General features: G+C 75.4%; 9 protein-coding genes and 1 pseudogene. 8 read left to right on the forward strand and 2 right to left on the reverse strand.

What is annotated here, in order from left to right; all coding sequences use genetic code 11:
• Positions 1 to 671: 671 nt before the first annotated feature.
• From DFQ13_RS09380 to DFQ13_RS09400, 5 genes and pseudogenes are all read left to right on the forward strand, one after another.
• Positions 672 to 1,376 carry a hypothetical protein gene (locus tag DFQ13_RS09380; protein WP_146241181.1) on the forward strand — a complete coding sequence of 235 codons (705 nt, stop codon included), beginning with the start codon at positions 672 to 674 and terminating at the stop codon, positions 1,374 to 1,376.
• Between the two features lie 5 nt (positions 1,377 to 1,381).
• Positions 1,382 to 2,920 carry a DNA polymerase Y family protein gene (locus DFQ13_RS09385; RefSeq protein WP_110079714.1) on the forward strand — a complete coding sequence of 513 codons (1,539 nt, stop codon included), beginning with the start codon at positions 1,382 to 1,384 and terminating at the stop codon, positions 2,918 to 2,920.
• Between the two features lie 126 nt (positions 2,921 to 3,046).
• Positions 3,047 to 6,446, forward strand: a pseudogene (locus DFQ13_RS09390) (error-prone DNA polymerase).
• A 47-nt stretch (positions 6,447 to 6,493) separates the two neighbouring features.
• Positions 6,494 to 6,928, forward strand: coding sequence for a universal stress protein (locus DFQ13_RS09395; RefSeq protein WP_035281701.1), 435 nt, complete (start codon positions 6,494 to 6,496; stop codon positions 6,926 to 6,928).
• Between the two features lie 24 nt (positions 6,929 to 6,952).
• A complete protein-coding gene (locus tag DFQ13_RS09400; protein WP_035281703.1) occupies positions 6,953 to 7,537 on the forward strand; it encodes a pentapeptide repeat-containing protein in 585 nt (194 codons plus the stop codon).
• 68 nt (positions 7,538 to 7,605) lie between these two features.
• On the opposite strand, the gene DFQ13_RS09405 is transcribed toward DFQ13_RS09400, so the two are convergent.
• Positions 7,606 to 12,264: a glycohydrolase toxin TNT-related protein gene (locus DFQ13_RS09405; RefSeq protein WP_110079507.1), complete on the reverse strand. Its 4,659-nt coding sequence runs from the start codon at positions 12,262 to 12,264 to the stop codon at positions 7,606 to 7,608.
• Between the two features lie 273 nt (positions 12,265 to 12,537).
• Here DFQ13_RS09405 and DFQ13_RS09410 point away from each other — a divergent pair, with 273 nt between their 5' ends.
• From DFQ13_RS09410 to DFQ13_RS09420, 3 genes are read left to right on the forward strand one after another with little or no spacing between them, the layout of a single operon-like run.
• The gene (locus tag DFQ13_RS09410; RefSeq protein ID WP_035282183.1) at positions 12,538 to 13,524 is read left to right on the forward strand and encodes a helix-turn-helix transcriptional regulator; all 987 of its coding nucleotides are present in this window, start codon (positions 12,538 to 12,540) and stop codon (positions 13,522 to 13,524) included.
• Entirely contained in the window at positions 13,515 to 14,453 is a 939-nt protein-coding gene (locus DFQ13_RS09415) for a DMT family transporter (protein WP_110079508.1), read from the forward strand. Before DFQ13_RS09410 ends, DFQ13_RS09415 begins: the two co-directional genes overlap by 10 nt.
• 4 nt (positions 14,454 to 14,457) lie before the next feature.
• On the forward strand, positions 14,458 to 14,760 hold the full coding sequence (locus DFQ13_RS09420) for a DUF3017 domain-containing protein (RefSeq protein ID WP_035282185.1): 303 nt from the start codon (positions 14,458 to 14,460) through the stop codon (positions 14,758 to 14,760).
• Here DFQ13_RS09420 and DFQ13_RS09425 read toward each other — a convergent pair.
• Entirely contained in the window at positions 14,750 to 15,595 is an 846-nt protein-coding gene (locus DFQ13_RS09425; protein ID WP_035282186.1) for a helix-turn-helix domain-containing protein, read from the reverse strand. The two genes, DFQ13_RS09420 and DFQ13_RS09425, sit on opposite strands and share 11 nt — an antisense overlap.
• Positions 15,596 to 15,810: the final 215 nt, after the last annotated feature.

The following is a 15,810-nucleotide window of genomic DNA, read 5'->3' on the forward strand; positions in this document are numbered from 1 at the left end:
GATCTTCATCGGGTTGGGGATCTCCGGTTGACAGGGTCGCCGAGCTCGGTACTGTATGCCCAAGTCGAACTTGTGTTCGATGGACTGTCGGGAGTGGAGACCCGGCGGTCCACCGCCGCCTTCCCCGCGGCGTCGCGCGTATTGAGCGGTACGCGTGCCGACGGGAGAGGTGTGGCGTGTGGTCGTGGGTTGCTCCCGACAGGGGGAGACTGTCGGGAGCAACCCACGCCCCCGCCTCCACCACCGCACCCGTTTCCGCCCCCGCGCACTGCGCCTCGCACTGCGCCTCGCGGTGCGTCGCACCCGGTGCTCCCGCTCTCTGCATCTCGGCACTCGGCGCCCCTGTCCTTGCCCCTGCGGCCGCGCCCTGTGCCTTTGTGCGCTGCGCCTCGCCGCGCGCCCTTGCGCTCTCCGCATCTCCGCGCCTGGTGCCCCTGCCCGCGCGGCCGCATTCTGTGCCGCTTTGCTGTGCGCTCCGGTGCCCTGTGTCTCCGCGCTCTGTGCCCCTGCACCCGCCCCCGTTTCCGCCTTCGCGCGCTGCGCCTCGCCGCACGCCTTGGTGCGCCGTGCCTCGCCTTGGGGTCCGGCTCGCGGGCGGGCGGCTCCGCCCCCGGTCGCGTGTCGCCGATCGGCCGTGCTCCGGTGTCCGGTCGGGTGTGGCGGTGGTCGGCGTGTCCTCGCCTGAGTTCGCCTCCCGTGCCGCCACCCGGGACGCCGACCGGTTGGCCGCTGCCCTCGCCACCTCCGCGCCCACCGTCGAGACGCTGCCGGTCCGGGCCGACCTCGCCGCCCTGTTCCCCTGGGGCGGTCTCCGGCGCGGCGGCACGGTCGTCGTGCACCGGTCCACCGCGCTGCTGCTGGCCCTCCTCGCCGAGGCCACCGGGGCGGGGTCCTGGGGCGCGGTCGTCGGCCTGCCCCGGGTGGGGGTGGTCGCCGCCGCCGAGCTCGGCGTGCGGGTGGAGCGGCTGGCGCTGGTGCCCGCGCCCGGGGCGGAGTTGGGGGCCGTGGTCGCCGCGCTGCTCGACGGGTTCGACGTGGTCGCGGTCGCCGCGCCGCGGGTCGCCGACGCGGTGGCGCGCAGGCTCTCCGCCCGCGCCCGCGGTCGGCGGGCCGTCCTGCTGTCCCTCGGTGCCTGGCCCGGCGCCGAGGTGGAACTGCGGTCCGAGGGGGACCGGTGGTGGGGACTGGGCCCGGGGCACGGCCACCTGCGCGGGCGGACGGCTCTCGTGCGTGCCCGGGGCCGGGGTGCCGCCACCCGTCCGGTCCAGCGCTTCGTCACCCTGCAAGGTGAATCGATCCCACCTCACTTGACGCACTCGATCATCGAACATATGTTCGAGACATCCACAACCGCCGAACCGGGGGGAGACCGGTGACCCGCCTGTTCGTCGTCTGGTGCCCGGACTGGCCCGTGGTCGCCGCGGGCCGGGTCGCCGGGCTGCCGCTCGACGCGCCCGCGGCCGTGGTGGTGGCCAACCGGGTCGTCGCGGCGAACGCGGCCGCCCGGGGCGCGGGCGTGGGGCGGGACGTGCGCCGCCGGGAGGCGCAGGGGCGCTGCCCGGACCTGGTGGTGCTCCCGGACGACCCGGACCGCGACGCCCGGCTGTTCGAGCCGGTGGCGGCGGCGGTGGAGCGGCTGGCCGTCGGGGTCGAGGTGGTCCGGCCCGGCGTGGTGGCCGTGCCCGCCAGGGGGCCTGCCGCGTACTTCGACTCCGAGGCCGACGTCGCCGAGCGGCTGATCGACCAGGTGGCCGCCGCGGCCGACGCGGAGTGCGTGGTGGGGGCGGCCGACGGGCTGTTCGCCGCCACCCGCGCCGCGCACCGCGGCCTCATCGTCCCGAGTGGACGGAGCGCGGAATTCCTGGCCCCGCTGGACGTCCGCGAGTTCCTGCCCGACCGCGCCGAGCTGGTCGACCTGCTGCGCAGGCTCGGCCTGCGCACCCTGGGTGCCTTCGCCGCGCTGCCCGAGCGCGACGTCGCCACCCGCTTCGGCGCCGACGCCGTGCTGGCGCACCGGCTGGCCCGCGGCGCGCAGGAGCGCCCGCCCGCGCGCCGCCGCCCACCGGACGACCTCGCCGTCACGCACACCCCCGACGACCCGGTCGACCGGGTGCAGGCCGCCGCCTTCGCCGCCCGCGGCCTCGCCGAGCGGCTGCACACCCGCCTGGCCGGGCACGGGCTGGCCTGCACCCGGCTGGCCGTCGAGGCCACCACCGCGCACGGCGAACACCTGCGCCGGGTCTGGCGCTGCGCCGAACCGCTCACCCCGGCGGGCATCGCCGACCGGGTGCGCTGGCAGCTCGACGGCTGGCTGCTCGGCCCCGACCGCCCCACGGCCGGGCTCACCCGGCTGCGCCTGGTGCCGGAGGACACCGTCGACGGCCGCGCCCTGCAACTGGAGCTGTGGCAGGGCGGGCAGGACGAGCGGGCCGCCCGCGCGGCCAGGGCCATGACCCACGTGCAGGGCCTGCTCGGCCAGGGGGCGGTGCTCACCCCGGTCCTCGGCGGCGGGCGCGGCCCGGCCGACCGGGTCCGGCTGGTGCCCTGGGGCGACGAGCGCACCCCGGCCGCCCCGGCCGAACCGCCCTGGCCCGGGCGGCTGCCCGCGCCGTCGCCGTCGGTCGTGCCCGACCGGCCGCTGCCCGCCGCGGTGCTCGGCCCGGTAGGGGAGCAGGTCGGGGTGAACGGCCGGTTCGCGCTGACGGCCGAACCGGTGTCGGTCGCCGTCGAGGGCGGGCCCGCGCGCCCGGTGCTCGGCTGGGCTGGGCCGTGGCCCGCCGACGAGACCTGGTGGGACCAGGCGACCGCGCGCCGCCGGGCCCGGCTCCAGGTGCTCGTGGAATCCACTGAGGACGGTCAGACCGCGCTCCTGCTGGTGCGCGAGGACAGGAAGTGGACCGTGGAAGGGATGTACGACTGATGGCACACGAAGAAGACCCGGCAACCGTGCTCGACTGGTGGGACCTGGTCGACCTGGCCGCGTTGATCCCCGAGCAGCGCCGTTCCCCGGAGGACGGCCCGCAGTGGTGAGCGAGAACCGGTAGCGGTGGGCTGGAGCAACCCCCCGGTGCGCTGGTCGGAGTTGGAGCGCATCCTCTCCGGCCGCTCACCGGGGGTCGGCGACGGCGGCGACAGCCCGGCCTGGACGCGCAGGCGCGACCGCTACACCGCCCCCGCGGGGGCGAGCGCGCTGGGCGCCACCGACCAGCCCGACGGCGACTCCCGGGTCCCCTACGCCGAACTGCACTGCCACTCCAACTTCAGCTTCCTCGACGGCGCCAGTTCCCCCGAGGAACTGGTCGAGGCGGCGGCCCTGCTGGGCCTGGACGCCGTGGCGATCACCGACCACGACGGCGTGTACGGGGTGGTCCGGTTCGCCGAGGCGGCCAGGGAACTGGGCGTGCGCACGGTGTTCGGCACCGAGCTGAACCTGGGTCTGACCGCCCCGCGCAACGGCGTCCCCGACCCGGGGGGTGAGCACCTGCTGCTGCTCGCCGACGGCCCGGACGGCTACCACGACCTGTGCCGCGTGCTCACCACCGCGCACCTCGACGGCGCGGAGAAGGGCAAACCCGCCTACGACCTGCGCGACGTCGTCGAGCAGACCCGCGAGCACTGCGTCGCGCTCACCGGCTGCCGCAAGGGCGCGGTCCGCCGGGCGCTGGCCGCCGGGGGACCCGCCGCCGCGTTCGCCGAGCTGCGCGCCCTCGCGGCCTGCTACGGCGCGGACCGGGTGTTCGTCGAGCTGGTCGACCACGGCCTGCCCGAGGACTCGGTCCGCAACGACCTGCTGGCGGGGATGGCCGCCGAGCTGCGGCTGCCCACCGTGGCCACCAACGCCGTGCACTTCGACCACCCGGCGCGCGGGCGCCTGGCCGCCGTGGTGGCCGCCGTGCGCGCCCGCCGCGGCCTCGACGACCTGGCGGGCTGGCTGCCGCCCGCCCCGACCGCGCACCTGCGCTCCGGGGCCGAGATGCTGGCCCGCTTCGCCCGCCACCCCGGTGCCGTGCAGCGCGCCGCCGTGCTGGGCGTGCAACTGTCCTTCGACCTGGAGCTGGTCGCCCCGGCGCTGCCGCCGTTCGACGTGCCGCCCGGGTACACCGAGGCCGGCTACCTGCGCGAGCTGACCCACCTCGGCGCCGCGGCGAAGTACGGCTCCGCCGCCGAGGCGCCGCGCGCCCACGCCCAGGTGCAGCACGAGCTGCGGGTCATCGAGGAACTGGGTTTCCCCGGCTACTTCCTCATCGTGTGGGACATCGTGGAGTTCTGCCGCCGCGCCGACATCCACTGCCAGGGCCGCGGGTCGGCGGCGAACTCGGCGGTCTGCTTCGCCCTCGGCGTCACCAGGGTCGACGCGGTGCGCTGGGAGCTGCTGTTCGAGCGCTTCCTGGCCCCGGCCCGCGACGGCCCGCCGGACATCGACCTCGACATCGAGTCCGAGCGGCGCGAGGAGGTCATCCAGTTCGTCTACCGCAAGTACGGCCGCAGGCACGCCGCCCAGGTGGCGAACGTGATCACCTACCGGGCCAAGTCGGCCGTGCGCGACGTGGCCGGGGCGCTCGGCTTCTCCCCGGGCCAGCAGGACGCCTGGAGCAAGCAGATCGACCGCTGGGGCCCGCTGTCCGACACCGCCCGCGACAACCACCTCGACGTGCCGCCCGCGGTGCTGGAACTGGCCGGCCAACTGGAGGGCTTCCCCCGGCACCTGGGCATCCACTCCGGCGGCATGGTCATCTGCGACCGCCCGGTCAGCGAGGTCTGCCCGGTCGAACCCGCCCGGATGCCCGGCCGCACGGTCCTGCAGTGGGACAAGGACGACTGCGCCGCCGTCGGCCTGGTCAAGTTCGACCTCCTCGGCCTCGGGATGCTCTCCGCCCTGCACCACGCCGTCGACCTCGTCCGCGACCACCACGGCGTCCAGGTCGACCTCGGCGGCCTGGACCTGGGCGACCAGGCGGTCTACGACATGCTCTGCGCGGCGGACTCGGTCGGGGTCTTCCAGGTGGAGAGCCGGGCCCAGATGGCCACCCTGCCCCGCCTCAAACCGAGGGAGTTCTACGACCTGGTGGTCGAGGTCGCCCTGATCCGCCCCGGCCCCATCCAGGGCGGCTCGGTGCACCCCTACATCCGCCGCAAGAACGGCGAGGAACCGACCAACGTCGACCACCCCCTCCTGGAGAAGGCCCTGGCGAAGACCCTGGGCGTCCCCCTCTTCCAGGAACAACTGATGCAGATCGCCGTCGACGTCGCGGGCTTCACCCCGGTCGAGGCGGACGAACTGCGCCGCGCCATGGGCGCCAAGCGCTCCACCCACCGCATGGAACGCCTGCGCGAGCGCTTCCACACCGGCGCCACCGCCAACGGCCTGCCCCCGGAACTGGCAGGCCGCATCTACGAGAAACTGCTGGTTCGGCTTCCCGGAGAGCCACGCGCTCAGCTTCGCCCTGCTCGTCTTCACCAGCGCCTGGTTCAAGCTCTACCACCCGGCGGCCTTCTGCGCGGCCCTGTTGCGCGCCCAGCCCATGGGCTTCTACTCCCCGCAGTCCCTGGTCGCCGACGCCCGCAGGCACGGCGTCGAGGTCCGCGGCCCGGACATCAACGCCAGCGCCGTCCACGCCACCCTCGAACCGGCCGCCGCCTGCGGCGAACCCGCCGCCGATGGCCTGCCCGCCGCGGGCGAAGCCGCCCAACCCGGCCGGACCGCCAAGGCGCACCCCACCGCGCGCCACCGCCGCGACCGGGACAAGGCGTTGCGCACCGGCCTGGCCTCGGTCCGGCTGATCGGCCCCGACCTGGCGGCGGAGATCGTCCGGGTCCGCACCGCCGACGGCCCGTACCGCGACCTGGTCGACCTGGTCCGCCGCGTCCGGCTGACCACGCCCCGGTTGGAGGCCCTGGCCACCTCCGGCGCCTTCGCCTGCTTCGGCCTGGGGCGCCGCGAAGCCCTCTGGGCCGCGGGTGCCGCCGCCGCGGACCGCCCCGGGCACCTGCCCGGTACCGCGGTCGGTGTCGCACCCCCGCCGCTGCCCGGCATGGACGAGGTCGAGGTGGCCGTGGCCGATGTCTGGTCGACCGGCCTGTCCCCGGGCAGCTTCCCCACCCAGTTCATCCGCGACCGCCTCACCGGGGCGGGCGCCATCCCGATCGCCGATCTGTCCACAACGGACTCCGGGACCCGGGTGCTGATCGGCGGCGCGGTCACCCACCGGCAGCGCCCGCAGACCGCGGGCGGCGTCACCTTCCTCAACGTCGAGGACGAGTCCGGCATGGCCAACGTCGTCTGCTCGCCCGGTCTGTGGACCCGCCACCGCGGGGTGGCCCGCACCAGCTCGGCGCTGCTGGTCCGCGGCACCGTGCAGAACACCGACGGCGTGGTCACCCTCGTCGCCGATCGCCTGGAGCACCTGCCGCTGCGCATCCCCGCCAAGTCGCGGGACTTCCGCTGAGCAAAACTGAGCACCCCCGGCCGCGGCCCGCCCCTACCCTCGGTCCCATGCCTGCCAAGGAGAAGGACGGACTGGCCGTCATCGTGGTCGGTCTGGACGGGAGCACCCCGGCGAAGAACGCCTCCGCCTGGGCGGCGGGCATGGCCCGGCGGGAGAAGGCGCGGTTGGTCCTCGTCTACGTCGAACCGCTGCTCGCCCCCGGCGGCTGGGCCGGGGTGGGTGCCGAGACCGCAGGTGAGACCACCGTCTCGATCATGGTGGAGATGCGCCTGGACGCCGCCCGCTACCTCGACCCGGTGGGTGTCAAGTGGAGCGTGGTGCACCACCGCGGCGACCCGGCCCGCGGGCTGGAGGCCATCGCCGCCGAGTTCGAGGCCGACTGCGTGGTGGTGGGCCGGTCGCGGGCCGGTGGCGGCAAGCTCGGGTCGGTGCCGAAGACGCTGATCGCCGACGCCAAGCGCCCGGTGGTCGTCGTCCCCTGAGACCGGGCGTGGCAGGGTGGCCCCGTGGAAACCGGCGAGGACTACAGCGACACCGACCTGCACGGCCAGCACTGGGACCAGCGGCACTTCACCGCCTGCGACTTCACCGAGGCCGACCTGCGCGGCCTCACCACCGCGGGCTGCACGTTCACCGACTGCGACTTCACCCGCGCCGACCTCGGGGAGTCCGCGCACCGCAGCACCGCGTTCCGCTCCTGCAAGTTCGACCGCGCCACCCTCACCGACACCGAGTTCGTCGGCTGCACCCTGATCGGCTCCACGTTCGTCGACTGCCGGTTCCTGCCCATCACCCTGCGCGACTCCGACCTGACCCTGGTCAGCCTCACCGCCGCCGCGCTGCGCAAGAGCACCCTGACCGGCCTGCGCTTCCGCGAGGCCAACCTGATGGACGCCGACCTGCGCGACACCGACCTGCGTGAGGCCGACCTCACCGGCGCCCGCCTCACCGGCACCAAGCTCACCGGCGCCGACCTGCGCGGCGCCCGCGTCGACGCCAACGGCCTGGTCCAGGCCACCCTCCGCGGCGCGCGGGTCGACCTCGACACCGCCATCGCCTTCGCCGTCGCCCACGGCCTCGACATCGGCTGAACCGCCCCGGAAAAGGCGGCGGGCGCCCCGCCCCGGTGTGGGGAGGGACGCCCGCCGGCGGGTGGGTCTCAGGGGCGGGTGGGCGCCTCGCGGTCATTGACCTCGACCAGGTGGCCGTTGTCGATCAGCTCGGCGACCGAGCGGGACAGCAGGTACGCCGTGCCGCCACCGGGCTGGTCGAACCACGGGATCGCCACCCCGGTCAGGGCCTCGGTGGGCTTGAGGACCCGGTAGGCGCGGTACGGCCTGCCCACCCAGTCCGGCACCAGCGAGCGCCGCTCGAACGGCGTGCCCGCGGCGTAGGTGAGGTTCCCACCGGGTTCGCCGTAGCGGTCGATCTCCGTGCCCGGGGCCAGTTCCAGCATCTGCTTGCCGCGGAACAGCGTCAGCGGCGGCTCACCCTGGCGGGGCTGGATCGGCCAGTCCTGCGGCCTGCGGTTCGGGCCGGTCTGGGCCTGCGCGGGCTCCGGCCTGCGCGGCGGGACCGGCCGCGGGTCGCGCGGCACGAACTCCTCCTCGGCCGCGAAGGGGGCGGCCTCCGGTGCGCGCCGCTGCTGCGGCGGCTCCGCCCGCTCCGGGGCGAACGCCCCGTCGCGGTCGTCGTCCTCGTCGTCGTCGACCAGGTCGGCGAGGGAGGCGCGCATGGTGGACTCACCGACCTCCCGCGGCGGCTCCGGCTCGACGGCGGGCTGCCCGGTGTCGAGCAGCAACTTGCCCAGCAGGAACGCCGACGCGTCGGCCACGTCCTCAAAGACCGCGGGCGCCACGAAGCTGTGGTTGTCGAACCACCCGACGCGCCAGCCCTCCGCGGTCTGCTCCATCGTCCACGCCGCCGACTCCGGGACACCCAGCCGGTACCGCTCGGCCGGAACCCCCAGCGCCTCCAGCCGCGACCGCAGCGCCGCCACGGCCTCCGCCGCACTCCCCGACGACGGCAGCGCCGCCGCGGGCGGACCACTCGGCTCGGGCACCACCGGGCTCGGCTGGTCCGGGTGGGTGAACAACTCCACCGGCTCCTCGGCGAACGGCTGCCCGCCGGGACCGGCACCGTTCCCCGGCTGCGACTCGAAGCCGGGCTCGTCCCCGGGCTGGAACTGCCCCGGCTGCTGTGCGAAGCCGGGCTCGAACTGGGCGGGCTGTTGTGCGAAGCCGGGCTGGCCATCGGGCTGGAACTGCCCCGGCTGCGGCTGGAACTGCTCCGGCTGCTGGAAGCCCGAGGCACCTCCCGGCTGGAACACCTCCGGCTGCGACTCGAAGCCGGTGGCGGACCGCCCGGCCTGGAACGCGCCCGCGTGCGCCTGCTCGGGCTGGTAACCATCCCGCCCACCCTGGAACGCGGCGGCGTGCTCGAACCGATCGCCCTGCGCGGGAATCCGGTCGTCCTCGAACCCGCCCGGCGCACCGGACTGGAACGACGGCTCGAACCGCTGCGCCTCACCGTGTTCCGGCCCGTCGCCGTGGAACGCGGCCGGCTGGAAGCGGTCCTCCTGGGCCGGGTCCTGCTCGCCTTCGTGCTGGAAGCGCTGGTCCGCGTTGTCGCCGGGCTGGCCGTTCGCCTGGAACGCGGGCTGGAAGCGGTTTTCCTGGGCCGGGTCCTGCTCGCCCTGGTGCTGGAAGCGCTGGTCCGCGTTGTCGCCGGACTGGCCGTCCGCCTGGAACGCGGGGGCGAAACGGTTGTCCTGACCCGGGTTCTGGTCGGTCTCCGGCCGGAAGTGCTCATCGGCGGTGAACGCGGGCTGGAAGCGGTCTTCCCGCGCGGCGGTCTGGTCGGGTTCGCCCGCGTGGAACCGGTCGTCCGGGGTTCCGCCCGGCCGCTGGTCCTCGCCGGGCTGGAAAGCGGCCGCGGGCTGGAAGCGGTTGTCCTGCGGCGGGGCCTGGTCCGCGTTGCCCGGGGCGCCCGCCGAGAACCGGCCGCCTTCGTCGTCGCCGGTGCGGAACGCGGCGGGTTGGAAGCGGTCGCCCTGGGACTGGTCCTGGTCCACGTTGCCGGGGGTGCCTGCCGAGAACCGGTCGTCTCCGGCACCGGGCTGGAAGGCGGGCTGGAAGCGGTCGTCCTGCGGCGAGGACCGGTCCGGGTCGCCGGGGGCGCCTGCCGAGAAGTGGCCGTTCCGGTCGTCGCCGGGCTGGAAGGCGGGTTGGAAGCGGTCGTCCTGCGGCGAGGACTGGTCCGCGTTGCCGGGGGCACCGGTCGAGAACCGGTCGCCGCCGGGCTGGAAGCGGTCGTCCTGCGACGGGGCTTGGTCCGCGTTGCCGGGGGGCGAGAAGTGCCCGTCGTCGCCCGGCTGGAAGTGGTCGTCCTGGGCGGGGGGCTGGTCGGCGCCGGGCCGGAACCCGCCCGCCTGGAAGCGGTCGTCGTCCCGGTCGTCGTCGGTGCTGAACGCCACGGCGTGGCGGGAGCGGTCGTCCTGGGCGGGGGTCTGCTCGATGCCCGCGTGGAACTCCTCCGACCGCCCGTGGTCCGGCTGGAACCCGGCGTCGGGCTCGAACCCGCGGTCGCCGTCCCGGTCGTCCCGGGGCTGGTCGGCGCCGGACCGGAACCCGGCCGGTCGGTCGTGGCCGTCGCCCGGTTCATCGGTGTGGAACGCCGCGTGGTCACCACCGGGGTGGGAGTCACCCGACCGGTGGCGTTCGTTCCCCGGGCCGTCGGTGTGGAAGCCGTTCGACTGGTCGCGGTCGCCGCCCGGGTGGAACGCGGTGGCGTGGTCGGGCATCGACTCGGCTGCGGTCTCGGACTGGAAATCACCCGATCGGGTGGCCTGGTCACCCTGCTGGAACGCCTCCGCGGACTCCACCCGGCCGCCTGCGGTGAAGCGGTCCTCCCGTGCGCCGGACCCGTCCTGCCCGGTGTCGAACCGGGACCCCTCGGGCCGGTCGTCCGCCTGGGAGTGGTTCCCCCCGGGGGCGTCCGCGTACTGCTCGACCGGCTGGAACCGCTCCGGCTGCTCGCCGCCGTGCCTGCCGCCGGTCTCCTCCTCGGCCTCCTCGCGCCGCGCGCGCCTGCCCTCGGACGGGCGGCTCGGCTCGAACAGCCCGCCCCCCGGCTCGTCCCAGCGGCCCGCCGCACCCGGCAGCCCACCCGGGCTGTCCGACTCGACCCGCTCCGCGGCGTCCTGCGACCCCGGCAGCCCGCCGCCCGACCAGGGCTGCGGCTCCTCGGTCGCGGGCGCCCGGTCCCACGGTGCGGGCCCGGCACCCACGGAGGCGTTGGCGAACGCGTCGAACGGGGTGGGGTTGGCCGACCCGCCGAACGGCACCGGCTCACCGGACCGCGACCGCCCCGCGGGCGCCTCGTCCACGCTGTCGAACCGCGCGCTCTCGGCGGGCTCGTCGAACCGGGAGCGCCCCGCGGGCGCCTCGTCCCGATCGGCGTCGAACCGCGTGTCCTCGGCGGGTTCGTCGAAGCGGGAGCGCCCCACGGGCGCCTCGTGCCGCTCGGCCTCGTCGGGCGCGTCGAACCGCGTGTTCTCGGCGGGTTCGTCGAACCGGGAGTGCCCCGCCGACGTCTCGTGCTGGTCGGGCACGTCGAACCGCGTGTTCTCCGCGGGTTCGTCGAAGCGGGACTGCCTCGCGGGCGCCTCGTGCCGGTCGGCTTCGCCCGCGGCGTCGAACCGGGCGTTCTCGGCGGGCTCGTCGAACCGGGGCTGCGCCGGTGCCTCGTCCCGGTCCGCCTCGCCGGGCGCGTCGAACCGAGGGGCTTCCCCGTCCGCACCGAACCGCGCGCCCTCGGCCGCAGCGTCCGGCCGCGAACCCCCGGCAGCCTCGCCGGGCGCGTCGAACCGCGCGCCCTCGGGCCGCGGGTCCTCGGCGGGCCGGGCGGGCGCGGCGGGCGGTGCCTCGCCGACCGGCGCCTCCGCCTTGGTCGCGTTCACCGGCCCCGGCGCACCGCCTGCCCCGGGGCGCACCGGCGGTCGGGGCGGGCGGACCGGGCCCCGGGTCAGGAACCCGGCGACCGCGCCCAGCGCCTGCTCGGGCACCTCGGGCACGGTGAACTCCGCGCGCCTGGCCTGCTCGACCAGTTCCGGCTCGGGCGGCACGCCGTGGTTGCGCAGGTAGAAGTTGACCGCGGCGGGCCAGACCCAGGCGCCGTCGGTGTGGAAGGCGACCGGGACGGTCTGGCGGCCCTCCTCGTCGAGCAGGTCGGTGTCGAAGCCGCGGGCGGGCAGCGGCAGCGGCGCGCCGTCGAGGTAGCGCAGCAGGGCGTCGCGGTCGGCCTCGTCGACCGGCGGCCGGTTGACCGACGGGCGCCCGTCCGGGCCGGGGGCGTCGAAGATGCGGGCGACCCGGAACGGCGGCTTGAGCGCGGCCATCCGCCGGACCAGCCACTCCGGCACGTTCTCCTCGTCGCGGGGGAAGGTGCGCAGGTCGTCGGCGTAGGCGGGGGGCGGCGGCGGGGTGAGCCACTGCGGTTCGTCGCGGTCGTACTCGAGGTTGTAGGCCGAGGGCTGGTCGAGCTGGTAGCGGGCGTTGTACCAGGTGCCGCGGCCCTCGCGGTACATCCCGGCGCGCAGCCTGCCGAAGAGCGCGGCCGTGTCCTGGGCGACCTGGAGCGGCTCCACGGTCTCGTCCTGGAACGTCACCCGCGCGGCCGTCTCGGTGTACCGGCCCAGGGCGCGGTACTCGACCCCGATGGACTTCCAGTTCTCGGGCGCCGCCCGCAGCAACGCCAGCCCGATCTGCTTGACCAGGGCGTCCTGTTCGGTCGGGTTCAGCTGCGTCGGTTGTGCCACGGTGACATCTTCTCCTGCCGGTTCGCACTCGGCATACGGTGGGATCTGGCCTCGGGTGCGTGCCTGCGACGATGACGCAGGGTGAGGGGGCGCTCCGGGTAAGCGCGGATCACGGGTCGGTTACGGCCTCGACGGTATCCCGAAACCGGGCCGCCCCGCTTCCCCCGCGCGCCCGGTCCACACTCCTGTGACAAGCGCCGCACGCAGCTCACCTGACCGAGTGACAAGGTCCCCGTTTGTGTCACCGTCTCATCTGTGCCAGCCTTTGCGCTCATGTCCGACGGCGACCTCGCCCCCCACCTGTCCCGGCTCGGCCTGCCCGACGACGAGATCCGCGGCTACGCGTACCTGCTGCGCACCGGCCCCTCGACCGTCGAGCAGATCGCCGAGGGGATGGCCGAGCCGGACGACCGCGTGCGCGCCGCCGTCCGCACCCTGCTCGACGCGGGCCTGGTCGGCCCCGGCGGCGACGACGGCAGCGTGATCACCCCGGTCCCGCCCGCGTCCGGCCTGCAGATCCTCAGCCGTCGCCGGGAGTCGGAGCTGGAGCAGGCCAGGGTGGCCACGCTCAACGCCTACGACACCTTCCGCCGCGCCATCTCCCCGCAGCGCACCGACGACCTGATCGAGGTCGTCACCGGCACCGCCATCGCCCAGCGCATCCAGCAGATGGAGCTGAGCGCGCGCACCGAGATCCGCAGGCTCGACTCGCCGCCGTACTTCACCGAGGGGCACGTCAACAACGCCGAGCTGGAGCAGCTTGGCCGCGGCGAGGTCACCTACCGGGTCGTCTACGCCCGCGCCTCCATCGAGGACCCCGGCCGCTACGCGCAGAACATCCAGCCGTGCGTGGCCGCGGGCGAGCAGGCCAGGGTGCTGCCGGAGGTCCCGGTGAAGCTGACCATCGTCGACCAGCAGTTCGCCACGGTGTCGCTGCCGGTCGCCGAGGCCGACGTGAACCGGCAGTTGCTGGTGGTGCGGCCGAGCAGCCTGCTCTCCGCGCTGATCGGGCTGTTCGAGGCGTCCTGGCGGCTGGCGGTGCCGCTGCACGCGGGCGCCCGCGCGTCCTCGCCGGTGCAGCCGATCGAGCAGCGCCTGCTGGGACTGCTCGCCGCGGGCGCCAACGACGACTCCATCGCCAGGCAGCTCGGGGTCAGCCGCCGCACCGTGTTCCGGCACCTGCAGCGCCTGATGGACCACGCGGGCGCCACCTCCCGCTTCCAGCTCGCCGTGCACGCCGTGCGCCACCGGTGGATCTGACCCGCCGCGCCACCGCGCTGGGCTGCGCCGCGGCGGCGGTCGGCGGGGTCGCGCTGGCCGTGCAGAGCCGGGTCAACGGGGAACTGGGGCGCGCACTCGGCGACGGGGTCGCCGCGGCGCTGGTCTCCTTCCTCGGCGGCCTGCTGATCCTCGCCGCGGCCGTCGTCGCCACCGCGTCGGGCCGGGCCGCGGCGGGCCGGTTCCGGGCGGCCGTCCGCGGTGGGCGGCTGCGGGTGTGGCAGTGCCTCGGCGGTGCGGCGGGCGCGTCGTTCGTGGCCGCGCAGGGCACGACCGCGGCCGGGCTGGGGATCGCGGTGTTCACCGTGGCCACGGTCGCCGGGCAGGTGGTGAGCAGCCTGTTCGTCGACCGGGCGGGCTTCGGGCCGGGGGAGCCCCGGCGGATCACCGCGCCCAGGGCGGTGGGCGCGGGGCTGACCGTGGTGGCCGTGCTGGTCTCGGTGTCGGACCGCTTCGGCTCACCGGGGGAGCTGTGGCTGGCCCTGCTGCCCGCCCTCGCCGGGGCCGCGCTGAGCTGGGCGCAGGCGGCGAACGGGCTGGTCAGGCACGAGTCGGGCAGCGTGGTGCTGGCGACACTGGTCAACTTCTCCGTCGGCGCGTGCGCGCTGGTCCTGGTGGGCGTCGTCGACGTGGCGCTGCGCGGGCTGCCGAACCCGCCGCCGGGCCAGTGGCACCTCTACACCGGCGGCGCGCTCGGCGTGGTCGCTCTGTCCACATCGGTCTACGCGGTGCGCGCGATCGGGGTGCTGGTGCTCGGGTTGTGCGCGGTGGCCGGTCAGCTCGTCGGCGCGGTGCTGCTGGACGTGTCCGCGGGCGGGATCGCCGCGGGCACGGTCGCGGGCGTGGCGCTCACCCTGGTCGCCGCCGGGGTGGCCGCCGTGCCGGGCGGGCGCGCGCGGGTGAGAGGATGATCTCGTGAGCGGAGCCCCTCAGCGCGGCGGCAAACACCCCGCCCTCATCCACCTGCCGTTCGGGCTGGTGCTGGCGGTCGTGCTGGTCGGCCTGGTCCGGATCGTCATGTACGCGTGGCGCGAGGGGACCGTCTGGATCGGACTGGCCCTGCTGCTCGCCGCGGGCCTGCGGGTGCTGCTGCGCGACGAGCAGGCCGGGCTGATCGCGGTGCGCAGCCGGGTGATCGACGCCTTCCTCTACGGCGGGTTCGGGACGATGGTGATCGCGGTGGCGATGACCATCGAGGGCGGCCCGCTCACCCGCTGAGCGACCCGGCCACCTTCTCGATCAGCGCCGCAGACTCCCGCTCGTCCAGCGCGGCGCTCAGCAGCTCCACCACCGCCCGGTCGTAGTGCTTGACCTCCGCCGGGTCCTCCAGGTACACCGCCGCCGTGCGGCTCTCCAGCAGCACCACCGCGCGGCCCCGGTCGAACTGCAACCGCTGGAACGGTCCGGCCAGCGCCGGGTGCCCGTGCTCCAGGGCGGGTACCACCCGCACCGACACGTTGCCCTTGGCACCCGCCTCCAGCAGGTACCGCAGTTGCCCGCGCATCACCTCCGCGCCGCCGACCACCGTGCGCAGCGCCGACTCGGTGACGATGGCGAAGAACCGCGGCGGCTTGTCCTTGCGCAGCACGGCCTGCCGGTGGATGCGGCTCGCCGTGTACTCCTCCACCCGCTGGTCGTCGAGCATGTAGACCTCGCGCAGCACCGACTGCGTGTACGGCACGGTCTGCAGCAGCGCGGGCACCACCGTGGGCGCCACGTCGACCAGCATCGCCGCCTTGCCCTCCAGCACCCGCAGCGTGGCGAACCGGCCGGACACCTGCTCCGGGCGCACCGGCGGCTCGGCGGCCACCCTGGCCAGCGCCACCAGCTCCTCGCGGCGGTTGTGCGGCACCCGGTAGGCGGTCAGCAGCGCGGCGATGTCGTCCAGCCGCTGCGGCCTGCGCCCGTTCTCCATCCGGCTCAGCTTCGAGGTGCTGATCCCCACCTGCGCGGTCACGGCGGCGAGGCTGAGCCCGGCCCGCTCGCGGTGCGCGCGCAGCTCCTCGCCCAGCAGTTCCAGCCGGACCGTCGAGTCCGGTTCCCGCAACCCCATCGGCTCCCGCCCTGTCGCCCACCCCTCGACGACCATGGTCGGGGCCGGGCGCCGCGGGTTCGCGCAGGCCAGGGGCCTGTCGGCGCAGAACCACCCGATAGAGATCGAATCCGGGTGCCGAGACCCTGCTCACCGCGCGGGGCTGCGACCAGGGCGGGCTTGGTAGCCTCGCCCCCGCCGGGCGACGCTGCTGACAGGGCAGAACTGCCGCGTGG

The organism is Actinokineospora spheciospongiae (genome assembly GCF_003182415.1).
GTDB classification, from domain to species: Bacteria; Actinomycetota; Actinomycetes; order Mycobacteriales; family Pseudonocardiaceae; genus Actinokineospora; species Actinokineospora spheciospongiae.

Bases quoted from the DNA above. Each gene is read 5' to 3' on its own strand.
- DFQ13_RS09425 (WP_035282186.1), bottom strand. From the start codon at position 15,595: ATGGGGTTGCGGGAACCGGACTCGACGGTCCGGCTGGAACTGCTGGGC.
- DFQ13_RS09395 (WP_035281701.1), top strand. From the start codon at position 6,494: ATGCCTGCCAAGGAGAAGGACGGACTGGCCGTCATCGTGGTCGGTCTG.
- DFQ13_RS09410 (WP_035282183.1), top strand. From the start codon at position 12,538: ATGTCCGACGGCGACCTCGCCCCCCACCTGTCCCGGCTCGGCCTGCCC.